Origin of the sequence: Enterobacter sp. GD03975 (genome assembly GCF_029838645.1) — a bacterium.
Lineage (GTDB): Bacteria > Pseudomonadota > Gammaproteobacteria > Enterobacterales > Enterobacteriaceae > Enterobacter > Enterobacter quasihormaechei.
The window spans coordinates 90778-115469 of record NZ_JAOBZC010000004.1 but is presented as its reverse complement, the minus strand read 5'-3'; the positions used below and the strand labels follow the sequence as shown (position 1 = coordinate 115469).

At 56.8% G+C, this 24692-nt stretch carries 23 protein-coding genes; 15 read left to right on the top strand and 8 right to left on the bottom strand.

The genetic code is table 11. The annotated features are described in order from the left end of the window. Positions 1-45 precede the first annotated feature (45 nt). Positions 46-810 carry an SDR family oxidoreductase gene (locus N5C09_RS09240; protein WP_279748916.1) on the top strand — a complete coding sequence of 255 codons (765 nt, stop codon included), beginning with the start codon at positions 46-48 and terminating at the stop codon, positions 808-810. A gap of 50 nt (positions 811-860) precedes the next feature. Here the strand turns inward: N5C09_RS09240 and N5C09_RS09235 are convergent, their stop codons facing one another. Then, positions 861-1433 carry a DedA family protein gene (locus N5C09_RS09235; RefSeq protein WP_063868313.1) on the bottom strand — a complete coding sequence of 191 codons (573 nt, stop codon included), beginning with the start codon at positions 1431-1433 and terminating at the stop codon, positions 861-863. A 157-nt stretch (positions 1434-1590) separates the two neighbouring features. Here N5C09_RS09235 and N5C09_RS09230 point away from each other — a divergent pair, with 157 nt between their 5' ends. Continuing rightward, on the top strand, positions 1591-2178 hold the full coding sequence (locus N5C09_RS09230) for a Yip1 family protein (protein ID WP_063868314.1): 588 nt from the start codon (positions 1591-1593) through the stop codon (positions 2176-2178). Positions 2179-2345: 167 nt separating this feature from the next. Beyond that, entirely contained in the window at positions 2346-3269 is a 924-nt protein-coding gene (gene pbpG, locus N5C09_RS09225) for a D-alanyl-D-alanine endopeptidase (protein ID WP_063868315.1), read from the top strand. Between the two features lie 98 nt (positions 3270-3367). Here the strand turns inward: pbpG and N5C09_RS09220 are convergent, their stop codons facing one another. After that, entirely contained in the window at positions 3368-3922 is a 555-nt protein-coding gene (locus tag N5C09_RS09220) for a GNAT family N-acetyltransferase (RefSeq protein ID WP_279748915.1), read from the bottom strand. 102 nt (positions 3923-4024) lie between these two features. After that, positions 4025-5782, bottom strand: coding sequence for a D-lactate dehydrogenase (gene dld, locus N5C09_RS09215; RefSeq protein WP_063868317.1), 1758 nt, complete (start codon positions 5780-5782; stop codon positions 4025-4027). Between the two features lie 189 nt (positions 5783-5971). Between dld and bglX the strand changes: the two genes are divergently transcribed. The 5 genes from bglX (at position 5972) to N5C09_RS09190 (ending at position 12157) form a co-directional block, all read left to right on the top strand. Then, positions 5972-8269: a beta-glucosidase BglX gene (bglX, locus tag N5C09_RS09210; protein ID WP_279748914.1), complete on the top strand. Its 2298-nt coding sequence runs from the start codon at positions 5972-5974 to the stop codon at positions 8267-8269. A gap of 136 nt (positions 8270-8405) precedes the next feature. Continuing rightward, positions 8406-9323, top strand: a complete 918-nt coding sequence (locus N5C09_RS09205) for an ABC transporter substrate-binding protein (RefSeq protein WP_279748912.1) — start codon at positions 8406-8408, stop codon at positions 9321-9323. A gap of 12 nt (positions 9324-9335) precedes the next feature. After that, positions 9336-10493, top strand: coding sequence for an ABC transporter permease (locus N5C09_RS09200; RefSeq protein ID WP_279748911.1), 1158 nt, complete (start codon positions 9336-9338; stop codon positions 10491-10493). Then, a complete protein-coding gene (locus tag N5C09_RS09195; protein WP_107533380.1) occupies positions 10486-11436 on the top strand; it encodes an ABC transporter ATP-binding protein in 951 nt (316 codons plus the stop codon). The genes N5C09_RS09200 and N5C09_RS09195 overlap by 8 nt, the downstream gene beginning before the upstream one ends. Beyond that, on the top strand, positions 11420-12157 hold the full coding sequence (locus N5C09_RS09190) for an ABC transporter permease (protein ID WP_063450299.1): 738 nt from the start codon (positions 11420-11422) through the stop codon (positions 12155-12157). The genes N5C09_RS09195 and N5C09_RS09190 overlap by 17 nt, the downstream gene beginning before the upstream one ends. On the opposite strand, the gene N5C09_RS09185 is transcribed toward N5C09_RS09190, so the two are convergent. Both N5C09_RS09185 and mlrA read right to left on the bottom strand, forming a co-directional pair. Beyond that, positions 12132-12245 (bottom strand): protein YohO, encoded by a 114-nt coding sequence (locus tag N5C09_RS09185; protein WP_017383372.1) that lies wholly within the window; start codon positions 12243-12245, stop codon positions 12132-12134. The genes N5C09_RS09190 and N5C09_RS09185 overlap by 26 nt on opposite strands. A gap of 69 nt (positions 12246-12314) precedes the next feature. Further along, the gene (gene mlrA / locus N5C09_RS09180) at positions 12315-13055 is read right to left on the bottom strand and encodes an HTH-type transcriptional regulator MlrA (RefSeq protein ID WP_063868323.1); all 741 of its coding nucleotides are present in this window, start codon (positions 13053-13055) and stop codon (positions 12315-12317) included. A gap of 218 nt (positions 13056-13273) precedes the next feature. Between mlrA and N5C09_RS09175 the strand changes: the two genes are divergently transcribed. The 3 genes from N5C09_RS09175 to N5C09_RS09165 are packed head-to-tail and all read left to right on the top strand — an operon-like array spanning position 13274 to position 16189. After that, the gene (locus N5C09_RS09175; protein WP_204643114.1) at positions 13274-14959 is read left to right on the top strand and encodes a sensor histidine kinase; all 1686 of its coding nucleotides are present in this window, start codon (positions 13274-13276) and stop codon (positions 14957-14959) included. After that, entirely contained in the window at positions 14953-15672 is a 720-nt protein-coding gene (gene btsR / locus N5C09_RS09170) for a two-component system response regulator BtsR (protein WP_107533377.1), read from the top strand. The genes N5C09_RS09175 and btsR overlap by 7 nt, the downstream gene beginning before the upstream one ends. 46 nt (positions 15673-15718) lie before the next feature. After that, complete coding sequence (locus N5C09_RS09165; protein WP_063450295.1) at positions 15719-16189, top strand: DUF1456 family protein; 471 nt, start codon at positions 15719-15721, stop codon at positions 16187-16189. A 109-nt stretch (positions 16190-16298) separates the two neighbouring features. On the opposite strand, the gene metG is transcribed toward N5C09_RS09165, so the two are convergent. After that, a complete protein-coding gene (metG, locus tag N5C09_RS09160) occupies positions 16299-18332 on the bottom strand; it encodes a methionine--tRNA ligase (RefSeq protein WP_279748910.1) in 2034 nt (677 codons plus the stop codon). Positions 18333-18469: 137 nt separating this feature from the next. Here metG and apbC point away from each other — a divergent pair, with 137 nt between their 5' ends. Further along, entirely contained in the window at positions 18470-19579 is a 1110-nt protein-coding gene (apbC, locus tag N5C09_RS09155) for an iron-sulfur cluster carrier protein ApbC (RefSeq protein WP_193035480.1), read from the top strand. Between the two features lie 95 nt (positions 19580-19674). On the opposite strand, the gene N5C09_RS09150 is transcribed toward apbC, so the two are convergent. Together N5C09_RS09150 and N5C09_RS09145 are read right to left on the bottom strand one after the other, a co-directional pair. Next, the gene (locus N5C09_RS09150; RefSeq protein ID WP_279748909.1) at positions 19675-20151 is read right to left on the bottom strand and encodes a GNAT family N-acetyltransferase; all 477 of its coding nucleotides are present in this window, start codon (positions 20149-20151) and stop codon (positions 19675-19677) included. Further along, positions 20102-20434: an RcnB family protein gene (locus N5C09_RS09145; protein WP_063868328.1), complete on the bottom strand. Its 333-nt coding sequence runs from the start codon at positions 20432-20434 to the stop codon at positions 20102-20104. The genes N5C09_RS09150 and N5C09_RS09145 overlap by 50 nt, the downstream gene beginning before the upstream one ends. A 455-nt stretch (positions 20435-20889) precedes the next feature. Here N5C09_RS09145 and N5C09_RS09140 point away from each other — a divergent pair, with 455 nt between their 5' ends. The 3 genes from N5C09_RS09140 to N5C09_RS09130 are packed head-to-tail and all read left to right on the top strand — an operon-like array spanning position 20890 to position 24667. Then, a complete protein-coding gene (locus N5C09_RS09140) occupies positions 20890-22020 on the top strand; it encodes a polysaccharide export protein (RefSeq protein ID WP_063868329.1) in 1131 nt (376 codons plus the stop codon). Further along, entirely contained in the window at positions 22020-22469 is a 450-nt protein-coding gene (locus N5C09_RS09135; RefSeq protein ID WP_107533374.1) for a protein tyrosine phosphatase, read from the top strand. The genes N5C09_RS09140 and N5C09_RS09135 overlap by 1 nt, the downstream gene beginning before the upstream one ends. Then, positions 22469-24667: a polysaccharide biosynthesis tyrosine autokinase gene (locus N5C09_RS09130; protein ID WP_279748908.1), complete on the top strand. Its 2199-nt coding sequence runs from the start codon at positions 22469-22471 to the stop codon at positions 24665-24667. Before N5C09_RS09135 ends, N5C09_RS09130 begins: the two co-directional genes overlap by 1 nt. Positions 24668-24692: the final 25 nt, after the last annotated feature.

Sequence of the window (24692 nt, the reverse complement as noted above, 5' to 3'; positions counted from 1 at the left end):
CGCATTATCTATACTTACCTCTTTGCAGATTTTCAGGAGGTGAGTATGACGCGAGTCGCAATTGTTACCGCATCGGATTCAGGGATTGGTAAAACGACGGCCCTGATGCTGGCCGAACGCGGGTTTGATATCGGGGTGACCTGGCATTCAGATGAAAAAGGGGCGCTGGAAACCTGCCGTGAGGTTGAAGCGCGCGGTCAGCGTGCCGAGGCCATCCATCTTGACCTGGGCACGCTGCCGGAAGGCGCAAAGGCCATCGAAACGCTGATTTCCCGCTTCGGGCGGCTGGACGTGCTGGTTAACAATGCCGGGGCGATGAACAAAGCGCCTTTTCTGGAACTGTCGTTTGATGACTGGCGGAACATTTTCACCGTTGACGTGGACGGCGCGTTTCTCTGCTCGCAAATCGCGGCGCGTCAGATGGTGAAGCAGGGGGAAGGGGGGCGAATCGTGAACATCACCTCGGTTCATGAACATACGCCGCTGCCGGATGCCAGCGCCTATACCGCCGCAAAGCACGCTCTGGGTGGGTTAACCAAATCAATGGCGCTGGAACTGGTGCAGCATAAGATCCTGGTGAACGCCGTCGCCCCCGGTGCGATTGCCACGCCCATGAACGATATGGACGGCAGTGAAGTGAAAGAGGGATCTATGCCGTCAATTCCGCTGGCGCGCCCCGGCCACACCAAAGAAATTGCCAGCCTGGTGGCCTGGCTATGCGACAACGACGCCAGCTATACCACCGGACAGTCGTTTATCGTTGATGGTGGTTTTATGCTGGCGAATCCGCAGTTTAAGCCAGCGGAATAAGTTTCCCCCTCACCCCGGGAGAGGGCCGGGGTGAGGGCATCAGGCCGCACTCATTCTTCATCCCGGCGCTTTTCACGATGCTTCAGCCACAGCCGCACCCCAATCACCGCCACAACCACCAGGATCAACCACGCCCAGTGCTTCAGGTGCTGGTCAAGATTATGCAGCCACGGGCCAATCACTTCGCCACCCGCGTAGCCAAGCGTGGTGAAAATCAACGCCCAGGCAATCGCCCCGATAATGTTCAGCGGCAGGAAAATTTTCGGCGGTAAGCGGCTCGCGCCAATCAGTATCGGCCCAATGATGCGAAAACCGTACATAAAGCGGGTGCCAATCACAAACAGATATGGATGTCGCTGGATCAGCCGCTGGGCGCGGCGAATTTTCTTCTGATGTTTAGCAAAACGGTGCAAAAGCGTCGGGCCGAAACGTAGCCCCAGAAAGTAGAGCAGCTGATCGCCAATCATACCGCCCAATGCGACGGCGGCGACCACCAGCGGAAATTTCAGCAATCCCTGATGTGCGGCCACCCCGCCCAGCAGCGTGATGGTTTCGCCCTCTGCCACGCTGCCGATCACCAGCGCGGCGTATCCATATTGTTCAATAAGACCGTTGATATCCATTAAGTAAACGTCGTCTCCCTTACTGTGCCTGCGTTAATCATATACCCCATCCATCAACCGCGCGGCAATCAACGGAAATTTCCCACTGTACATAAAATAATCTAAAGCCTGCATTATACTTAAGCTATCGCTGACGGGCCGACAACAAGGGGGCGTTATGAACCATGTCTGGGGACTTTTCTCCCATCCCGATCGTGAAATGCAGGTGATCCGTAACGAGAACGAAACGGTCGCGCATCACTACACCCACCATGTCCTGCTGATGGCAGCGGTGCCGGTGGTCTGCGCGTTTATAGGTACTACGCAAATCGGCTGGAACTTTGGTGACGGCACCGTGGTTCAGCTTTCCTGGTTTACCGGACTGTACATGGCCATTCTGTTCTATGGCCTGATGCTGGCCGGGGTGGCGGTGATGGGGCGGGTCATCCACTGGATGGCGCGTAACTATCCGCAGCGCCCGTCGCTGGCACACTGTATGGTCTTCGCCGGATACGTCGCGACCCCGCTGTTCTTAAGCGGTATTGTCGCGCTCTATCCACTGGTCTGGTTGTGCGCGCTGATCGGTACGGTAGCCCTCTTTTACACCGGTTATCTGCTGTATGTGGGGGTTCCCACCTTCCTGAATATCAATAAAGAAGAGGGCCTGAGCTTCTCCAGCTCAACGCTTGCCATCGGCGTGCTGGTCCTGGAGGCGCTACTGGCCCTGACGGTTATTCTCTGGGGTTATGGATACCGTCTCTTTTAAGTTCCCTGCATTGCTGGCGTAAATGCCAGCAATGCAGCATCTGGTCACGATTCTCCGCTGGCGACAACGCACGGTGGCCGCTATGATGCCAAAGCCAGCCTGCGTTTATCCGTCGACGCAGGCGGTGTACGTCATCACGTGCGTGAATCATTATCAGAAGTCTCATCATGCTGAAATTCCGAGTGTCACTCCTTAGTCTTGCGCTGCTGTTCGGCGTGTCCGCTACCGCGCCAGCCATCGCCAAAACGCCCGCAGTCGCAACAACCGCTGCGCAACCCCAGATTGCCTCCGGCAGTGCGATGATCGTTGACCTGAACACCAACAAGGTCATCTACGCCAGCCACCCGGATCTGGTGCGCCCGATAGCCTCCATAACCAAAGTCATGACCGCGATGGTAGTGCTAGATGCACGACTGCCGCTGGACGAAAAGCTGAAAGTGGATATCAGCCACACGCCAGAGATGAAAGGGATCTACTCTCGCGTGCGTCTGAACAGTGAAATCAGCCGTAAAAATATGCTGCTGCTGGCGCTGATGTCCTCAGAGAACCGCGCGGCGGCGAGCCTCGCCCACCATTATCCTGGCGGTTACGACGCGTTTATCCGCGCGATGAACGCGAAAGCCAAATCGCTGGGGATGAAAAATACCCATTTCGTGGAGCCAACCGGCCTGTCGATCCATAACGTCTCGACGGCGCGTGATTTAACAAAGCTGCTGATCGCCAGCAAGCAATATCCGCTGATTGGTCAGCTCAGCACCACGCGTGAGGAGATGGCAACCTTCTCAAGCCCGGCGTATACGCTGCCGTTCCGCAACACTAACCATCTGGTGTATCGCGATAACTGGAATATTCAGCTAACCAAGACCGGATTCACCAATGCGGCAGGCCACTGCCTGGTGATGCGCACCGTATTTAACGGTAAGCCGGTGGCGCTGGTGGTGATGGATGCCTTCGGCAAATACACCCACTTTGCGGATGCGAGCCGCCTGCGAACCTGGATTGAAACCGGGAAAGTGCAGCCGGTGCCGGCTTCAGCACTGGCGTATAAGAAGCAGAAAGCGGAACAGATGGCGACGGCGCAGAACGACTGAGCCATTAGCGTGTGCCGGGTGGCGGCTTCGCCTTACCCGGCCTACAGCGGCCTCGACACGTAGGCCCGGTAAGCGAAGCGCCACCGGGCGAAAGCGCCTTACTCAGGCAGCGTCCATTCACCGTCGTTGAGCGGGCGCTGCATCATCACCGTGTCCCGCCAGTCGCCTTTTTTATATCCCACACTTCTGAGCTGACCCACAATGTCGAAACCGTGCTTTTTATGCAGCCGCAACGACCCGGGGTTATTTTGCCCGTCGCCGACCACGGCAATCATCTGCCGCCACGGTCCTTGTTCACACCGGGCGATCAGCGCCTGGAGTAAGATCGAACCAAACCCGCGGCCGGTAGTGCTGGCATCCACATAAATGGATTCTTCAAGGGTATATCGATAAGCCTGGCGCGGACGATAAAACGTGGCGTAGCAGTAGCCGACGACGATGCCGCGATATAGCGCGACCAGCCACGGTAACCCGCTATCGGTCACGTTTTTTATCCGCTGGCGCATCTCATCGACGGTTGGAGGAACTTCCTCAAAGGAGGCACGTCCATGAAGCACGTGCCAGGCGTATATTGCCGAGATAGCATGCGCATCGTCAGGAAGGGCGTCGCGCACCTCGATTTCGGTTTCGGGTAAACTCTCTACAGCCGACATGTTCTGCCCGCTCCTCGTTTGGCAAGCCAGAGAAACGTTTCTCTGGCAATAAGCCGTTACTCTAGTACGTTTGAGGAGCGCTTAACAATCTCTTAATTTTGGCTAGAGGCGTTCATCAGAGGATGGCGTAATGTGCTGCGCTGGTTCGGGGCTCTCTTTCCAGTATTTCTTCCGCGTTGTCTTACCAATGCCGGGGTTCATACTGTTTGTCGGGTCATTTTTGCGATAAAACTGTGTAAGCGTCTCCGGCGCTTTATACAAATGCCCCACGTTGTGCTCGGCAGGATACTGTGCGCCACGCGCGTGCAGCAGCGCGAGCATCTGCTCTTTCAGCGCATGCGCATCAACGCCTTTTTTGACGATGTAATCCTGGTGGAAGACATAGCACATAAAGTGGCCATAATAGAGCTTGTGCACCAGCTTGCTGTCGATCTCCGGCGGCAGGTGTTCAAACCACTCGGTATCGTTGCGACGCAGCGCGATATCCAGCGCCAGAATATCTTCCACCTCTTCGGAATGGACGGCCTGATAACGGATAGCAGCACCCGCCGCGGCGAAGCGGTGCAGGAAGGCTTTACTGCCTTCTTCCGGCGTACAGGCGAAGAAATCCCCGTCGGCAGTTTTGAAGAACTCGGTAAGCCAGCTCTGCGCTTCGGCAATGCCGTCCCCGGCCATTTTCAGCAGCAGGTGGTGCTCATACTTGTCGCGCCAGGTCTTCATCCGCTCAGGTAAATGCGCCGGGAAGACGTTGCCCAGCTTCTGCATAAAGCGGTCGGTAAAGTGCGGCTTGAACAGCGACACTTTCTCCAGCATCGCGTCGGTGCGGCCCTTCATGGTGAAGAAGAACGGCATTTTGTCGGTGCCGAGCTTGTCGATCATCAGGAAAGTGTCTTTACCGTAGCGTTCGGCGATGTCGTAAATGTCCCGGTGCATATACTCGCCCGCCACCGGCAGGTGCGTGAAGTCGGCCAGAATATGACGGCGGATCTCCGTTAGCACCTCCGGCTGATTGGTGCCGATGTAAAACACCTGCTGCTTTTTCTCTGCCGGGAAGGTATCAAGGCGCACCGCAAACACGGCCAGCTTGCCCGCGCAGCCGGAGGATTCAAACAGGCGATCCGGATCGGCGTTATAGCGCGCCGGCGTATCGGCGTCGATATCGCGCACGCGGGTGATGTAATCGTGGTCATGCGCGTGGCGGCCATCGTGCTGAACGTCTTCATCCTTCACGCGGTCATCGTCGAGCTTGCTGAGGATCTGCTCTGGCGTTACGCCCAGATCGATGCCCAGATGGTTTACCAGCGTCAGCTTACCGTTTTCATCGATACGGGCAAACAGCGACATTTCCGTGTACGCCGGGCCGCGCTGCACCAGCGAGCCGCCGGAGTTGTTGCAGATCCCGCCGATCACCGAGGCGCCAATGCACGACGAGCCGATCACCGAGTGCGGTTCGCGTCCTAGCGGCTTAAGCGCTTTTTCCAGCGAGTAGAGCGTGGTGCCGGGGAAGGCGAGCACCTGTTCGCCTTTGTCCAGCAGGTGCAGTTTGTCGAGGCGCAGGGTGCTGATAATCACGATGTCACGATCGTAATCGTTGCCGTTCGGCGTGGAGCCTTCGGTCAGGCCGGTATTCGCAGCCTGCATTAAAATAATCTTGTCTGCCGCAACGCAGGCGCTCAGCACGCGCCACAGTTCGAGCAGCGTGCCGGGGAAAACCACCGCCAGCGCGTCGCCCTGTCCGGAGCGAAAGCCCTTACGGTAGCGGGCGGTTTTGGCCGGGTCGGTAAGCAGGTGAGAGTGACCCACCAGGCGCGACAGTTCGTTAATAAAAGTAGTGTTATCGTCAGTTCGAACAGAAGACATCTTCCACTCCTTGTGGTGGGGCAAATTTCTCGCTGTAAAGCATAGCGCGATTAGCCGTTAAGCGGTCGGGTATTCATGAGAAAAATCAGAGAATAACCCTGCACGGGTTTACGGGTTTGTGGCACACTGCGATTTTCGTACGGTCTGGCCGGGTGCTTCCCGCGGTTATTGATGAGAGAGAATAACAACATGAAATGGCTATGTTCTGTAGGTGTCGCCGTCAGCCTGGCGCTGCAACCTGCGATGGCAGAGGATTTGTCTGGTAAACACCCGCTCACGCCTGAAGCCCGCGACGCCTTTGTCACGGATTTACTCAAAAAGATGACGGTCGATGAGAAAATCGGCCAGCTGCGCCTGATCAGCGTCGGCCCGGATAACCCGAAAGAAGCGATCCGCGAGATGATCAAAGAGAGCCAGGTCGGAGCGATTTTTAACACCGTTACCCGTCAGGATATCCGCGCCATGCAGGATCAGGTCATGCAGCTCAGCCGCCTGAAAATTCCTCTCTTCTTCGCCTATGACGTGGTGCACGGTCAGCGTACCGTCTTCCCGATCAGCCTTGGCCTGGCCTCCTCGTTTAATCTTGATGCGGTGAAAACCGTGGGGCGCGTGTCGGCATATGAAGCCGCAGACGACGGCCTGAACATGACCTGGGCGCCGATGGTTGACGTTTCCCGCGATCCGCGCTGGGGCCGCGGCTCGGAAGGCTTTGGTGAAGATACCTGGTTAACCGCCACGATGGGCAAAACCATGGTGGAAGCGATGCAGGGCAAAAGTCCGGCAGATCGTTACTCGGTGATGACCAGCGTCAAGCATTTCGCCGCCTACGGCGCGGTGGAGGGCGGCAAAGAGTACAACACCGTCGACATGAGCCCCCAGCGTCTGTTCAACGACTACATGCCGCCGTACAAAGCGGGGCTGGACGCGGGCAGCGGCGCGGTGATGGTGGCGCTGAACTCGCTGAACGGCACGCCTGCCACCTCCGATTCGTGGCTGCTGAAAGACGTGCTGCGCGACCAGTGGGGCTTTAAGGGCATCACCGTTTCAGACCACGGCGCGATTAAAGAGCTGATCAAGCACGGCACGGCGTCTGACCCGGAAGATGCGGTACGCGTGGCGCTCAAGTCCGGCATCAACATGAGCATGAGCGACGAGTACTACAGCAAATACCTGCCGGGGCTGGTGAAGAGCGGCAAGGTGACGATGGCGGAGCTGGACGATGCCGCGCGCCACGTGCTGAACGTGAAATATGACATGGGGCTGTTTAACGATCCGTACAGCCACTTGGGGCCGAAGGAGTCTGATCCGGCGGACACCAATGCCGAAAGCCGCCTGCACCGCAAAGAAGCCCGCGAAGTGGCGCGCGAAAGCCTGGTGCTGCTGAAAAACCGTCTTGAGACGCTGCCGCTGAAAAAATCCGGCACCATTGCCGTGGTCGGCCCGCTGGCCGACAGCAAGCGTGACGTGATGGGCAGCTGGTCCGCCGCGGGCGTGGCCGATCAGTCCGTCACGGTGCTGACCGGTATTAAGAGCGCCGTGGGTGATAACGCAAAAGTGGTTTACGCCAAAGGTGCGAACGTCACCGATGATAAAGACATCGTCACCTTCCTTAATCAGTATGAGGAAGCGGTGAAGGTCGATCCGCGCACGCCGAAGGAGATGATTGACGAAGCGGTAAACGCCGCGAAGCAGTCTGACGTGGTGGTCGCCGTGGTGGGTGAAGCGCAGGGGATGGCGCACGAAGCCTCCAGCCGTACCGACATCACCATTCCGCAAAGCCAGCGCGACCTGATCGCGGCCCTGAAAGCCACCGGCAAGCCGCTGGTGCTGGTGCTGATGAACGGTCGTCCGCTGGCGCTGGTGAAAGAAGACCAGCAGGCTGATGCCATTCTGGAAACCTGGTTCGCCGGTACCGAAGGGGGTAACGCCATCGCCGACGTGCTGTTTGGCGATTACAACCCGTCAGGCAAGCTGCCGATGTCCTTCCCACGCTCCGTCGGGCAGATCCCGGTTTACTACAGCCACCTGAACACCGGCCGCCCGTACAACGCCGACAAGCCGAACAAGTACACGTCTCGTTATTTCGATGAGGCGAACGGCCCGCTGTATCCGTTTGGCTACGGCCTGAGCTACACCACGTTTACGGTCTCTGACGTGAAAATGTCGGCTCCGACTCTGAAGCGTAATGGCAGCGTGACCGCCAGCGTGGATGTGACCAACAGCGGCAAACGCGAAGGCGCGACGGTGATCCAGATGTACGTGCAGGACGTTACGGCCTCCATGAGCCGTCCGGTGAAACAGCTGCGCGGATTCGAGAAGGTCAACCTGAAGCCGGGCGAAACCAAAACGGTCAGCTTCCCGATTGACGTGAATGCGCTGAAGTTCTGGAATCAGCAGATGAAATACGATGCCGAGCCGGGCAAATTTAACGTCTTCATCGGCGTGGATTCCGCCCGCGTGAACAAAGCCGAATTCGAACTGCAATAATCCTACCTTCCTTCCCATCCCCCGCCTGGCGGGGGATGCCTCTCATCTTCTACTAAAAACGGTTAAATTCCCTGTTTTAAGCTACGCTTTTCTCTCAAGCCTATGAAAAAGGCCGCAAAATAATGAGGAAAGCAGAATGACGATGATTAAGGGGATAACAGGATCGGCGGTGCTTCTGGCGGCGCTGAGCCTGCCGCTACAGGCCGCAGAGCCGGTAAAAGTGGGTTCCAAAATTGATACCGAAGGCGCGTTGCTCGGCAATATCATTTTGCAGGTGCTCGACAGTCACGGCGTAAAAACGATCAATAAAGTTCAGCTTGGCACCACCCCGGTGGTGCGCGGTGCCATCACATCCGGCGAGCTGGATATCTATCCGGAATACACCGGCAATGGGGCATTCTTCTTCAAGGATGAAAACGATTCGGCCTGGAAAAATGCCAAAGCCGGGTACGAAAAAGTCAAAAAGCTGGATGCGGAAAAAAACAGGCTGGTCTGGCTCACGCCAGCACCCGCTAACAACACCTGGACCATCGCGGTGCGCAAAGATATCGCCGAGAAAGGCAAGCTCACCTCGCTTGACGATCTCAGCCGCTACCTGAAAGAGAAGGGCGAGTTTAAGCTCGCGGCCTCGGCCGAGTTTATCGAGCGCGCGGATGCCCTGCCGGCGTTTGAAAAAGCCTATGATTTCAAGCTCGATCAGGCGCAGCTGCTCTCCCTGGCGGGCGGCGACACGGCGGTAACCATTAAGGCCGCGGCGCAGCAAACCTCCGGCGTCAACGCGGCGATGGCCTACGGCACCGACGGCCCGGTCGCGGCGCTTGGCCTGCAAACCTTAACCGACCCGAAAGGCGTTCAGCCGATTTACGCCCCAACCCCGGTCGTGCGTGAGGCGGTCCTGCAAGCCTACCCGGATATCGACAAATGGCTGAAACCGGTGTTTGAAAAACTGGATGCGAAAACGCTGCAACAGCTGAATGCCAGCATTGCCGTTGAGGGGCTGGATGCCAAAAAAGTGGCCGCCGACTTCCTGAAACAACAAGGGCTTGTGAAGTAACGGGATAAGGCTGTGCCAATAAAATGTCATAACCGCGTTCTGCTGCTGTTGGCCTGTGTGGCCATCGCGGCGGTCGCGTTACCTTTTGTCAATGTCGCACCAAACCGCCTGGTGTCGGGCGAACCGCACGCGCTCTGGCAGATGTGGTCGTTTACGCCGCTGCTGCTGGGCGCGGCGCTGGCGAGCGCGCTGGCATTATCGTTCTCGCCAGGACGTGCCGCACTCTGGCTGACGCTGCTTCTCTGTGAAGCGTTGTTTATCGTGCTGTTCTGGAGCGCAGGGCAGGCGGCAACGCTGATGGCCTCGGTTGAAAGCCCGCTCGCGCGCACGTCGATTGGCAGCGGCCTGTGGCTGTGGCTGGCGCTCTGCCTGCTGGCCTGTAGCGATGCCATTCGCCGTCTGACGCCGCAGCCCGTCTGGCGCTGGCTGCTGAATGCGCAATTCTGGATTATTCCTCTGCTGATCCTCTTCAGCGGCGATCTGAATCAGCTCTCGCTGTTAAAAGAGTACGTCAACCGCCAGGAGGTGTTTGACAACGCGCTGGTGCAACATCTGACGATCCTGTTTGGGACGCTGATCCCGGCCCTGCTGCTGGGCGTGCCGTTGGGCATGTGGTGCTACCGGCATCCCAGCCGTCAGGGCGCCGTCTTTACCGTCCTCAATGTGATTCAGACCATCCCCTCCGTTGCCCTGTTTGGCCTGCTGATTGCCCCCCTTGCCGGTCTGGTGAAATCCTTCCCCGCGTTGGCTGCGGCGGGCATTGCCGGTACCGGGCTGACACCAGCGCTCATCGCCCTTGTGCTGTATGCGCTATTGCCGCTGGTGCGCGGGGTGGTGGCGGGGTTGAGCCAGGTCCCGCCCGACGTGCTGGAAAGCGCCCATGCAATGGGGATGAGTGCGCGCCAGTGTTTCTGGAAAATTCAGCTGCCGCTTGCGCTTCCGCTGCTGGTGCGCAGCCTGCGGGTGGTGACGGTGCAAACCGTGGGGATGGCGGTGATTGCCGCGCTGATCGGTGCGGGCGGCTTTGGGGCACTGGTCTTCCAGGGGCTGCTCAGCAGCGCGCTGGATCTGGTGTTGCTGGGCGTCGTACCCACGATTGCGCTGGCGGTCGTGCTGGATGCCTTATTTGCCCTGTGGCTCGCGCTACTCGGGAGAAGAGCCAATGATTGAATTTCATGATGTCAGTAAAACCTTTGCGGGCCGTCCGGCGGCAAGCCACCTTAATCTGCACTTTGCCGAAGGGGCGTTCTCGGTACTGATCGGGACGTCGGGGTCAGGAAAATCCACAACGCTGAAGATGATCAACCGGCTGGTGGAACACGACAGCGGGACGATTCGCTTTGCCGGAGAGGAGATCCGCAGCCTGCCGGTGCTGGAGCTGCGGCGTCGTATGGGCTACGCCATTCAGTCCATCGGCCTGTTTCCCCACTGGACGGTGGCGCAGAACATTGCCACCGTGCTACAGCTGGAAAAATGGTCCCGGGCGAAGATCAACGCGCGCGTCGACGAACTGATGGCGCTGCTGGGCCTGGACACGTCGCTTCGCGACCGTTATCCGCACCAGCTTTCCGGCGGGCAGCAGCAGCGGGTCGGGGTGGCGCGCGCGCTGGCCGCTAACCCGCAGGTGCTGCTGATGGATGAGCCCTTCGGCGCGCTGGACCCGGTCACCCGCGGCGCGCTTCAGGCCGAGATGAGCCGCATCCACCGCATTCTTGGGCGCACGATCGTGCTGGTGACGCATGATATCGACGAGGCACTGCGGCTGGCCGATCGCCTGGTGCTGATGGATCACGGCGAAGTCGTCCAGCAGGGTACGCCGCTTGAACTGTTAACGTCGCCGGCAAACGATTTTGTGCGTGAGTTTTTTGGCCGCAGCGAGCTGGGCGTCAGGCTGCTCTCTCTGCGCACCGTCAGAGACTATATGCGCCCGCAAGATGGGCCGGTCAACGGCGACCCCCTGCACGATGGGATGAGCCTGCGCGATGCCCTGTCAGCGTTTGTCGCCCGGCAGTGCGAAGTATTACCCGTTGCGGACGGGCAGGGAACGCCATGCGGGACGATCCATTTTCGCGATCTGCTGGCGGGGGAGGTGACGCGTGAAGTGGGTTCGTGATCCCTTACTCTGGCTGACAGGGCTGTTTATCGCCTTACTCTACCTGATGCCGCACAGCGCGGCGCTGTTTAATACGCTCTTCCCCGGACTACCGCGTCCGGTGTACCAGCAGGAGAGCTTTGTTAATCTCACCCTGGCACACTTCTGGCTGGTGGCGGTGTCAAGCGTGATTGCCATCGTGCTGGGCGTTGGCGCCGGTATTGCGGTGACGCGGCCAGCGGGCAGGGAGTTTCGCCCGCTGGTGGAGACCATCGCCGCAACGGGGCAGACCTTCCCGCCGGTGGCCGTGCTGGCGATTGCCGTGCCGGCGATCGGTTTTGGGCAGGAGCCTGCCATCATTGCGCTGATTTTGTACGGCGTGTTGCCCATTCTGCAAGGGACGCTGGCGGGCATTGCGGCGGTGCCGGCATCGGTGCTGAGCGTAGCGGAAGGGATGGGGATGAGCGCCTGGCAGCGACTGGTTAAGGTAGAACTGCCGCTGGCCGCACCGGTGATTATCGCCGGCGTACGCACGTCCGTGATTATCAACATTGGTACGGCAACCATCGCCTCGACGGTCGGCGCGAATACGCTGGGGACGCCGATCATCATCGGACTAAGCGGGTTTAATACGGCTTACATTATTCAGGGGGCGGTTCTGGTTGCGCTGGCGGCGATTGTGGTGGATCGCCTGTTTGAACGCCTGGCTGGATACCTCAGCCAACACCGCCGCGAACAATAAAGGAATACCCTGCCAGCATAACGCCACCGATACCGCTGATGGCCATCAGTGCAAAAAGGGTAATTACGGCCAGTTTCGTTGCCTTCATCATGTGCTCCTCTTGTTAACGGAACAATTATACGGTGAAGCGCAGCTGTTAATGAACCATTAAATGCCTTTACGACGCATTTGGCCCCAGCGGGTAAACGGGATAACCGTGTTCGCGCCACTCCGTCAGGAGCTGCTGCTGCGAAGCGGAGGGGACTTCGCCGCACCAGACCAGCAGCGTCTGTCCCTCAAACAGTTCCGGCCTGAGCTGGGCCAGCGAGTGGGCAAGGACGTCAACCCGCCAGCCCTGCTGGGTGGCAATCCAGGCTTCGAGCCACAGCCGGGTGGTATCGTGCACGTTCCAGCCGATCACCAGCGCGTCTTTACCGTTTTTATTCCGCGCCGAGGAAAGACAGACGGAAATATAGTTAATCAGCACGCCGTCAAGCATGCTGAGCAGCGCCTGTAGGGTGGTTTGCTGACACTGGAGCCGACGCCGTAAGGGGATAAAAAGATGGGCGATCAGGGTTTGCGCGGGGTAGTCGCGACCCTGTTCTTTGATCCAGCCGCGCAGACGCTGCACATTGCCCGTCTGCAACAGCCTCAGCAGAGTTTCCTGCCGCTCGCGCCAGATATGCTGGGTGTCAGGATCGTCCTGGCACAGAAGCGATTTTACCTTGCCGACCTGCACGCCGTTGTCGATCCAGCTTTTGATCTCGCGGATCCGGTCAATGTCCGCATCGTTAAACAGGCGGTGCCCGCCGTCCGTTCTTTGCGGTTTAAGCAATCCGTACCGTCGCTGCCACGCCCGTAGCGTAACGGGATTGACATCACACAGGAGTGCCACTTCACCTATCGTGTAAAGCGCCATTTTCGCCCCCAGGCTTGCGCGTGCCCAGCTTAACTGTAGACCCACTTTGCTGAATCGGGAAAATTTGATTCTTTTTCGTACAGATTATGCGAGGAACAGCTTATCTCCGGCAAAAGGTGTGATGGCGGGCACGAATTATCGCTTTTATGGCACGTTTCAAAGAAAGTTAAACGCCATCAGTGTATGTTACGCGTTTTTAGAATATGCGGTTTGTGAGTATGTACGAGTTTAATCTGGTGCTGCTGTTGCTTCAGCAGATGTGCGTGTTCCTGGTCATCGCCTGGCTGATGAGCAAAACGCGCCTGTTTATTCCGCTGATGCAGGTTACCGTACGTTTACCGCACAAGCTGCTCTGCTACGTCACCTTCTCCATTTTCTGCATTATGGGCACCTATTTTGGTCTCCATATCGAAGACTCTATCGCCAATACGCGTGCCATCGGCGCGGTCATGGGCGGGCTGCTCGGTGGCCCGGTCGTGGGCGGTCTGGTGGGGTTAACCGGCGGCCTGCATCGCTATTCCATGGGCGGTATGACGGCGCTGAGCTGCATGATTTCCACCATCGTCGAAGGGCTGCTGGGTGGCCTTGTCCACAGCTATATGATTAAGCGCGGTCGCCCGGATAAAGTGTTCAGCCCCCTTACTGCCGGGGCGATCACCTTCGTGGCGGAAATGGCGCAGATGGCGATCATCCTGCTGATTGCGCGCCCGTTTGACGATGCGTTACACCTCGTCAGCAACATTGCCGCACCGATGATGGTCACCAATACCGTAGGCGCGGCGCTGTTTATGCGCATTCTGCTCGACAAGCGCGCCATGTTCGAAAAATACACCTCGGCTTTTTCTGCCACCGCCTTAAAAGTTGCGGCGTCGACGGAAGGGATCCTGCGCCAGGGATTCAACGAAGAGAACAGTATGAAGGTGGCGCAGGTGCTGTATAAAGAGCTGGATATCGGGGCCGTGGCGATTACCGATCGCGAAAAGCTGCTGGCGTTTACCGGCACCGGCGACGACCACCATCTGCCGGGTAAACCTATTTCCTCGGCCTATACCCTGCGCGCCATTGAAACGGGTGAAGTGGTGTATGCCGACGGGAATGAAGTGCCGTACCGCTGTTCCCTGCATCCGCAGTGCAAACTTGGCTCGACGCTGGTCATTCCCCTGCGGGGCGAAAACCAGCGCGTGATGGGCACCATTAAGCTTTACGAAGCCAAAAATCGCCTGTTCAGCTCCATCAACCGCACGCTGGGGGAGGGCATCGCCCAGCTGCTTTCGGCGCAAATCCTCGCGGGGCAGTATGAACGGCAAAAAGCGCTGCTGACGCAGTCAGAAATTAAGCTCCTGCACGCCCAGGTGAATCCGCATTTCCTGTTTAACGCGCTCAACACGCTGAAGGCGGTGATCCGCCGCGACAGCGATCAGGCCGCGCAGCTGGTGCAGTTTTTGTCGACGTTTTTCCGCAAAAACCTGAAGCGGCCGTCGGAGATCGTTACCCTTGCGGACGAGATTGAACACGTAAACGCCTATCTGCAAATCGAGAAAGCGCGCTTTCAGTCACGTTTGCAGGTGTCGTTATCCGTCCCGGACGAGCTGGCGTATCAGCATCTTCCTGCCTTTACCCTGCAACCGATTGTAGAGAACGCCATTAAGCATGGAACATCGCAGCTGCTGGGCACGGGAGAGATTGTGATTTCCGCGTCCCGTTTTAACCACCATCTGGTGCTGGATATTGAAGATAACGCGGGGCTGTATGAAGCCTCTGCGTCAGGCGGTCTGGGCATGAGCCTGGTGGATAAACGCCTGCGCGCGCATTTCGGGGACGACTGCGGAATAACCGTCGCCTGTGAGCCAGACCGCTTTACCCGAATTACCTTACGATTGCCGCTGGAGGAGAACGCATGTTAAGAGTGCTGATTGTTGATGATGAGCCGTTAGCACGGGAAAACCTGCGTGTCCTGTTGCAGGAGCAGAGTGACATTGAGGTCGTGGGTGAATGTGCCAATGCGATTGAAGGCATCGGCGCGGTGCATAAGCTGCGTCCGGACGTCGTATTTCTCGATATTCAGATGCCGCGCATCAGCGGGCTGGAGATGGTCGGCATGCTTGACCCGGAGCACCGTCCCTATATCGTCTTTCTGACGGCCTTTGACGAGTACGCCGTAAAGGCGTTTGAAGAGCACGCGTTCGATTATCTGCTGAAACCGATTGAGGAGAAACGGCTCGAAAAGACCCTGGCCCGTTTGCGGCAGGAGCGTACCGTACAGGATGTGTCGCTCCTGCCGGACCATCAGCAGCCCCTGAAGTTCATCCCCTGCACCGGACACAGCCGGATTTACCTCCTGCAAATGGACGACGTTGCCTTTGTCAGCAGCCGTCTGAGCGGGGTGTACGTTACCAGTGCCGAAGGCAACGAAGGCTTTACCGAACTGACGCTGCGCACGCTGGAAAGCCGCACGCCGCTGATCCGCTGCCACCGTCAGTATCTGGTGAACATGGCGCACCTGAAGGAGATCCGTCTGGAAGATAACGGCCAGGCCGAGCTGGTGCTGCGCGCCGGACAGACCGTGCCCGTCAGCCGTCGCTACCTGAAAAGTTTGAAAGAGGCGATTGGCCTGTAAAACTGGTACACTGCGCGCCATTGCATCATCGACATTCGAAGGCTCTATGCTAAGTAACGATATTCTTCGTAGCCTGCGCTACACCCTGAAGGCGAACAACAATGACATGGTGCGCATTCTTGCGCTTTCCGATATGGAATCCACGTCCGCCAGTTTTGACACCTGGATGACCAAAGAAGATGAAGAGGGCTTTGTTCGCTGCCCGGACATTATTCTGTCGGGCTTTCTGAATGGCCTGATCTACGACAGGCGCGGCAAAGATGCGTCTGCGCCCGAGCTGGCGCTGGAGCGTCGGGTGAACAACAACACGGTGCTGAAAAAACTGCGTATTGCGTTCTCCCTGAAAACTGACGACATCCTGGCGATCGTGACCGAGCAGAAATTTCGCGTGTCGATGCCGGAAATCACCGCCATGATGCGCGCGCCGGATCATAAGAATTACCGCGAGTGTGGGGATCAGTTTCTGCGCTATTTCCTGCGTGGGTTGACGCAGCGGATGCACAGCACGAAGGCGTGATTTTTAGCCGGGTGGCGGCTTCGCCTTACCCGGCCTACATAACCCGTAGGCCTGAGCAAGCGTAGCGCCGCCGGGCAAAGAAAAGCCGGATAATCATCCGGCTTTTTTATTATTTCACCTGCTGACCCGGCTTCGCGCCTTCGTCAGGGCTTAACAGGAAGATGTCTTTTCCGCCCGGGCCTGCGGCCATCACCATCCCCTCAGAGATGCCGAAGCGCATTTTACGCGGCGCCAGGTTTGCCACCATCACGGTCTGACGACCAATCAGCACCTGCGGGTCAGGATACGCGGAGCGAATGCCGGAGAAGACGTTACGCTTCTCACCGCCCAGATCCAGCGTCAGACGCAGCAGTTTATCAGAACCTTCCACGAACTCCGCGTTTTCGATCAGCGCCACGCGCAGGTCGACCTTCGCGAAATCATCAAAGGTGATGGTCTCCTGAATCGGATCGTCAGCCAGCGGGCCGGTCACCGGTGCGGCCGCCGCTTTCACCTCTTCCTTAGAGGCTTCCACCAGGGCGTCAACCTGCTTCATCTCGATGCGGTTGTACAGCGCCTTGAAGGTGTTCACCTTGTGGCCGAGCAGCGGCTGCTGGATGGCATCCCAGGTCAGTTCGGTATTCAGAAACGCTTCCGCGCGGGCTGATAGCTGCGGCAGAACCGGCTTCAGCCAGGTCATCAGCACGCGGAACATGTTCAGACCCATGGTGCAGATCGCCTGCAATTCGGCGTCGCGGCCTTCCTGTTTCGCCACCACCCACGGTGCCTGCTCGTCCACATAGCGGTTGGCCACGTCTGCCAGCGCCATGATTTCGCGAATGGCTTTACCGAATTCACGGCTTTCCCAGGCTTCGCCAACCGCAGCGGCGGCATCGGTGAAGGTTTTGTAAAGTTCAGGATCGGCCAGTTCGGCAGAGAGCACGCCGTCAAAGCGTTTGGCAATAAAGCCCGCGTTACGTGACGCCAGGTTCACCACCTTGTTGACGATGTCCGCGTTCACGCGCTGGACGAAATCTTCCAGGTTCAGGTCGATATCGTCGATGCGGGAAGAGAGCTTCGCGGTGTAATAGTAGCGCAGGCTGTCCGCGTCAAAGTGGTTCAGCCAGGTGCTGGCCTTAATAAACGTCCCGCGAGATTTAGACATCTTCGCGCCGTTCACCGTGACGTAGCCATGTACGAACAGGTTAGTCGGCTTGCGGAAGTTGCTGCCTTCCAGCATCGCTGGCCAGAACAGGCTGTGGAAGTAAACGATGTCTTTGCCGATAAAGTGGTACAGTTCGGCATCGGAATCTTTCTTCCAGTATTCGTCGAAGCTTACGGTGTCGCCGCGCTTGTCACACAGGTTCTTGAACGAACCCATGTAGCCGATTGGCGCATCCAGCCAGACGTAGAAATATTTGCCCGGCGCGTTCGGGATTTCAAAGCCAAAGTAGGGCGCATCGCGGGAGATATCCCACTGTTGCAGACCGGACTCGAACCACTCCTGCATTTTGTTCGCAACCTGCTCCTGCAACGCACCGCTGCGGGTCCACGCCTTCAGCATTTCGCTGAAGGACGGCAGGTCGAAGAAGAAGTGCTCGGAGTCACGCATCACCGGCGTCGCGCCGGAAACCACGGATTTCGGTTCGATAAGCTCGGTCGGGCTGTAGGTCGCGCCGCACACTTCGCAGTTATCTCCGTACTGGTCCGGGGATTTACATTTCGGGCAGGTGCCTTTGACGAAACGGTCCGGCAGGAACATGCCTTTTTCCGGATCGTACAGCTGAGAAATGGTGCGGTTTTTAATGAAACCATTCTCTTTCAGACGGGTGTAGATCAGCTCCGACAGCTCGCGGTTTTCGTCGCTGTGCGTGGAGTGATAGTTGTCATAGCTGATGTCAAAGCCAGCAAAATCGGTCTGATGCTCCTGACTCATTTCGGCGATCATCTGTTCCGGGGAGATCCCCAGCTGCTGCGCTTTCAGCATGATCGGCGTGCCGTGGGCATCGTCCGCACAGATGAAGTTCACCTCGTGGCCGCGCATTCGCTGGTAACGGACCCAGACATCAGCCTGGATATGCTCCAGCATGTGGCCGAGGTGGATTGAGCCGTTGGCGTACGGCAGGGCGCACGTTACCAGAATTTTCTTCGCGACTTGAGTCATAGTAGGCATTACTTCTTTTAACTGTGAAAAGGGTTTTCGATATTACCAAAAGGGGCATTATTAAGTAAGCACAAACCGCGGCCTTTCAGGTAAACTTGTTGGCCTAAGGTCTTATTCACAAGAACAAAGGAGTCGGGATGAGTTCTCAATCCCAGGCCAAATCACCGGAAGCCTTACGAGCAATGGTCGCCGGGACGCTGGCTAATTTTCAGCATCCAACCCTGAAGCACAATCTCACGACGCTGAAAGCGCTTCACCACGTCGCATGGCTGGACGATACGCTGCACATCGAGCTACAGATGCCGTTCGTCTGGACCAGCGCTTTCGATGCCCTGAAAGAGCAAACCAGCTCTGAGCTGCTGCGCATTACCGGGGCAAAAGCGATTGACTGGAAGCTGAGCCACAGCATCGCCACGCTCAAGCGCGTGAAAAATCAGCCGGGCGTTAACGGGGTGAAGAACATCATCGCCGTCAGCTCTGGCAAGGGTGGGGTGGGTAAATCCTCAACCGCCGTTAACCTGGCGCTTGCGCTGGCGGCAGAGGGGGCGAAGGTCGGCATTCTGGATGCGGATATCTACGGTCCGTCCATTCCAAACATGCTGGGGGCGGAAAACCAGCGTCCAACCTCGCCGGACGGCACCCACATGGCGCCGATCATGGCGCACGGGCTGGCGACCAATTCCATTGGTTACCTGGTGACGGACGATAACGCAATGGTCTGGCGTGGCCCGATGGCCAGCAAAGCGCTGCTGCAAATGTTGCAGGAGACAATGTGGCCTGACCTTGATTATCTGGTGCTGGACATGCCGCCGGGCACCGGGGATATCCAGCTGACGCTGGCGCAGAACATTCCGGTCACCGGCGCCGTGGTGGTAACCACGCCGCAGGACATCGCCCTGATCGACGCCAAAAAAGGCATTGTCATGTTCGAGAAAGTGGAGGTGCCGGTCCTGGGCATCGTCGAGAACATGAGCATGCACATTTGCAGCAATTGCGGTCATCACGAGCCCATCTTTGGCACCGGCGGTGCGGAAAAGCTGGCGGCGCAGTACCATACGCAGCTGCTTGGGCAACTGCCGCTGCACATCACGCTGCGTGAAGATCTCGATAGCGGGAAACCGACGGTGGTCAGCCGTCCGGACAGCGAATTTACGGAAATCTATCGCCAGCTGGCAGGGCGCGTTGCGGCGCAGCTGTACTGGCAGGGGGAAGTGATCCCAAGCGAGATCGCCTTCCGCGCGGTGTAAATCCTTCGCGTCGAATTGCCGGGTGGCGCTTCGCTTACCCGGCCTACAAATGGCACCATCACGCAGGTCGGGTCCGGTGAAGCCGCCACCCGACGTTAACCCAACCGATAGTGCATCAAATAATACTCTCCATCCGGAGAATCACCCGTCGCCTCAATGTGCCAGCCGTGGCGTTGGTAAAACGCAACCGCCCGCGCATTCTTCACCAGACACTTCAGCGCGCCTGTACTGGTAAACGTCTTCTGAACCTGTTCAAGGAGCCGGCTCCCGACCCCGAGATGTTGATACTGCGGGTCGACAAACAGGTTGTGCAAAAAATTATCGTTTACCCAGACGGAGGCGAAACCCACTCTGTGACCGTCGTGGATCGCAACCCAGATCTGCTCGTCACGCGTTGCGGCGTCAAAATCCTCAAACTGCCATTCAGAACCGTCCAGCCATGGCCAGGCAGCGCGTCGTGCATGCAGGTACAGCGTGCGCAGAAACGGCCGATCGTCTTCCTGCCAGGGCCGGATCATGGTATCAGCGGTGATAGAAGATATCTCCGTTATAGGCTTTATGGATTTTGCCATCCGCATCGCCAATCAGAACGTAGTTCTCGCCCATGTAGGTCCAGTGCGTACCGGCATCCGGCGCGGGAAGGTTACGCAACTGGTACTGTTTGATGGTGTACTCAGGCGTCTGATACTGCGCGGGCGCCGTATCGCCAATCTTAAATTTGGTGAAGTCGGCGATGAACTCCTGCTCTTCATAAGCCTTAATGCCGGAAGGCGCGGCGGCCGTTTGCGGGGCTGCGAATGCGGAGCCCGCCAGAGACAGTAATACACCCAGAAGCACCAATTTACGCTTAGCCATTTTTTCTCCAGTGATATCGTTACGGATACGCTTGTCTGCGGGGGACAGTGCGGCAGACAGCCCATTTTAAGTATCAAAACAGGGTGTGTTTGAAAAAAAATGTAACAAAAGTGAACGGTTTTGTGTAGTGCCAGCGGTTGTGAGTATTATTGATATGAATGCATGCTGGTGGGAATAATTCATTGTAATTATCGTTTTGCTGAATTAATTCTGAAAATACATTGTTGCCGTAATTTTATAAACTGTAGATCGTGCATTTTTTTACAGCAGGCTTTAAGATTTTCAGGAAGATTATATTTTAATTAATTGCCCGTCACGGATCGGACAATTCGTTACTTCACTTTTAGATTACGTTTAAGTATTCCCTTGAAAAGACAGTTATTTCAAGCGTGGGTTAGCGCAGGGCTGCGCCCCGTCGGGCGTTCGCCACGAGCAGGGATGATAAGTATATATAAATGAAAAACACAACAGCATTATCTGTAATATTCTTAGCAATAAGTCAGTTGGCGGGATGCGTAATTTCTCCTGGCCAAACGTTAAGTTCCGCAGGCAAAAAAATAATCGCGCCGGCCGATCTTAATAATAGCTTAGATAAACAAATCGAAATTTATCCACTTACGCCCGGATTAATTGAGAAACTACGTCCAGCAGCGGCAAAATCTCAGGCAAATCCTAATCTTGATGAGCAGGTCAAAAACTGGGAATACCGTATTGGAATCGGTGACATCCTGACGGTCACCGTCTGGGATCACCCGGAGCTGACTACGCCCGCGGGACAGTATCGCAGCGCAAGCGATACGGGAAACTGGGTCAATGCCGACGGCACGCTCTTTTATCCTTACGTGGGTAAACTGCACGTGGCGGGAAAAACGGTTTCCGAAGTGCGCGAGGAGATCACCGCGCGGTTGGATAACGTCATTGAAAGCCCCCAGGTGGACGTCAGCGTTGCCGCTTTCCGTTCGCAAAAAGCCTACGTTACGGGAGAGGTGGCGAAATCTGGCCAGCAGGCCATCACCAACATTCCGCTGACGGTAATGGACGCCGTTAATGCCGCCGGTGGGCTTACTGCCGATGCGGACTGGCGGAACGTGGTGCTGACTCACAACGGTCAGGATTCCCGAATTTCCCTGTACGCCCTGATGCAGCATGGCGATTTAACTCAGAATAAGCTGCTCAACCCTGGCGACATCCTGTTTATTCCCCGCAACGATGCGCTGAAAGTATTCGTGATGGGCGAGGTGGTTAAACAGAGCACGCTGAAGATGGATCGCAGCGGCATGACGCTGGCCGAAGCGCTCGGCAATGCCGGTGGCCTGGACCAGAATATGGCCGATGCAACGGGTATTTTTGTTATCCGCTCGGTACGCGAGTCCGGGAAAATTGCGAATATCTATCAGCTGAATGCAAAAGACGCTTCGGCCATGGTGCTGGGCACAGAGTTTCAGCTTGAGCCTTATGACATTGTGTATGTCACCACCGCACCGCTGTCCCGCTGGAATCGCGTGATAACGCAGCTTGTACCAACGATTAGCGGAGTGCATGACCTCACCGAAACGGTTCGTTACATCAGATCGTGGCCGCAATAATGTTCAAATCGATATTGGTGGTTTGCACCGGAAATATCTGCCGTTCCCCAATTGGAGAACGGCTTTTACGCCAGTACTTGCCTGACAGAGACATCACCTCGGCGGGAATATTTGGCCTTGAGGGTTGCCCGGCGGATGACTGTGCCCAGGACGTAGCCTGGCGACACGGAATTTCCCTGGACGGCCATGTGGCACGCAGGTTGACGCCCGGTCTGATGCAGGAGTCCGATCTCATTCTGGTTATGGAGCCGAAACACCTTCACTTTATTTCCGCCATGGCACCGGAGATCAGGGGCAAGTCGCTGCTATTCGGGCAATGGCTGGAGCCGCAGGATATCCCCGATCCCTACCGTAAAAGCCGTGAAGCGTTTGAATATGTGTTCGGACTCTTGGGTAAAGCCAGCCAGGAATGGGCACGTCGATTGGGTCAGAAAGGAATGAAGCATTAATGTCGTCTTACACAACAGACAATTATGGTGCAGCGGCACCGCAACAAAGTGAAATCGATCTTGTCCGATTGCTCGGCGAAATGATCGACCACCGCGCGATGATTATGTGCGTGACTTTCATTTCTATCTTATGCGCGGGCCTCTATGCCTGGGTTACGCCGCCTGTTTATCAGGCGGATGCCATGGTGCAAATAGAAAGCAAACAGGATAACAGCCTGCTCAAAGGGTTAAGCCAGCTGGGCTCCGCTGTTTCAACGGATGTTGCCCCTGAAATTTTACTGCTGAAATCACGCATGATCCTCGGCGAGACCGTCGACGACTTAGGTTTGACGTTTCAGGCGAAGCAGCGCGTTTTGCCTGTGGTGGGGCGTCTCTGGCAACGCCTGCAAGGGCGGGGGCAGGGCAAAATAACCTTAGGCGAACTCCAGATCCCGCAGGTGGAGAGCAATGCGCAGGAACTTATACTGACCGTACAGGAAGCGGGAAGGTATCACCTGACGGGCGAAAACATTGAGGCTGACGGTTCGGTCGGGAAAATGCTTGCTACGCAAGGGATCGTTTTGCTGGTGACCTCAATTGACGCTGAGCCAGGCACGCAGTTTTCGCTTAAGACGCTGACGCGCCTGGAGACAATCAACGCCCTGAAGAAGAGCCTCACGGTTGTGGAGTCGGAGAAACAGAGCGGTATCGTGACCTTAACCCTGACGGGCGAAGATCCTGACAAAATTGCCAGGGTGCTGAATACGATTGCTGAGAATTATCTCCAACAGAATATCGCGCGTCAGGAGGCTCAGGATTCTCGTAGTCTGGCTTTTTTACAGGAGCAGTTGCCCAAGATCAGAACGGAACTGGATCAGGCTGAAGCGCGGCTGAATGCCTACCGGGCGCAGCGCGACTCGGTGGACCTCTCTTTAGAGGCAAAATCCATACTGGATCAGGTTGTTAACGTCGAGAATCAGCTAAATGAGCTGACGTTCCGTGAGGCAGAGATCTCGCAGCTCTTCAAAAAGAATCACCCCACCTACCGTGCATTGCGTGAAAAGAGACAAACCCTTGAGCGGGAACGCGAGCGTCTGAATCAGCGGGTATCAGCAATGCCCTCCACGCAGCAGGAGATTTTACGCCTGAGCCGGGACGTTGAGTCAGGCCGCACGATCTATTTACAGCTACTGACGCGCCAGCAGGAGCTGAATATTTCCCGCTCCAGCGCTATCGGGAACGTGAGGATCATTGATAAGGCGGTTACGCTCCCGGATCCAATAAAGCCGCGAAAAGCGTTAATCATCGTCCTTGGCGCGCTGTTCGGGCTCATGCTCTCAATGGGCGGCGTGCTGGTACACATGGCGTTTAAACGTGGGATTATGCTCTCCGAACAGCTGGAAATGCATGGAATTCCGGTTCTGGCTACGTTGCCTCGTTCCCAGTGGCTGTGGAAAAAAACGCATCTGCGCAGAAAAATTCCCTTTACCCGTCACTGGAAGCACAAAACGCTGGACGTGCCGTTCCTGCCTGTCGATCGGCCTGCTGATATGTTTGTCGAAGCGGTTCGGGGGCTGCGCACCAGCCTGCATTTCTCCATGATGGAGGCTGAGAATCGTATCGTGATGATTTCTGGCCCTACTCAGGACTGCGGTAAAACGCTGGTGGGGACGAACCTGGCGGCCATTGCCGGACAGAGCGGCCAGCGGGTGCTGTTTATCGATGCGGATATGCGTCAGGGCTATGTTCATAACATTTTTGGCCTGGATAACCGCCATGGGCTGTCCAGCGTGCTTGAAGGTAAATGCGACTGTACAGAGGTAATTCAGCGTTTTGAGAAGGGGGGAATCGACGTCATTACCTGCGGCCCGGAACCGCTGCGACCGCTGGAGATGCTGTTAAGCGAACGGTTCCTGGCCGTTATGTCATGGGTTAACGAACATTATGACATCGTCATCATCGATACCCCGCCAGTGCTGGCCGTCACCGATGCGGCGCTGGTTGCCAGAGCAGCCGGAACGACGCTGATGGTGGCCCGTTTCGATAAAACCAGCGTGAAAGAGATGGAGAATACCATTAAACGTCTGCACCGCGTTGGCGTAAAGGTCAGCGGAACCATTCTTAACGATATTGTTAAGTCCGCAGCGCTGTTATACGGCTCTGAGTGTAGCCAGTATGAATATGGTTATGGTTCGAAGAAAAAGCGGGGCGAGCACTAAGGCGGGGAAAATAATCCCTCTCCCG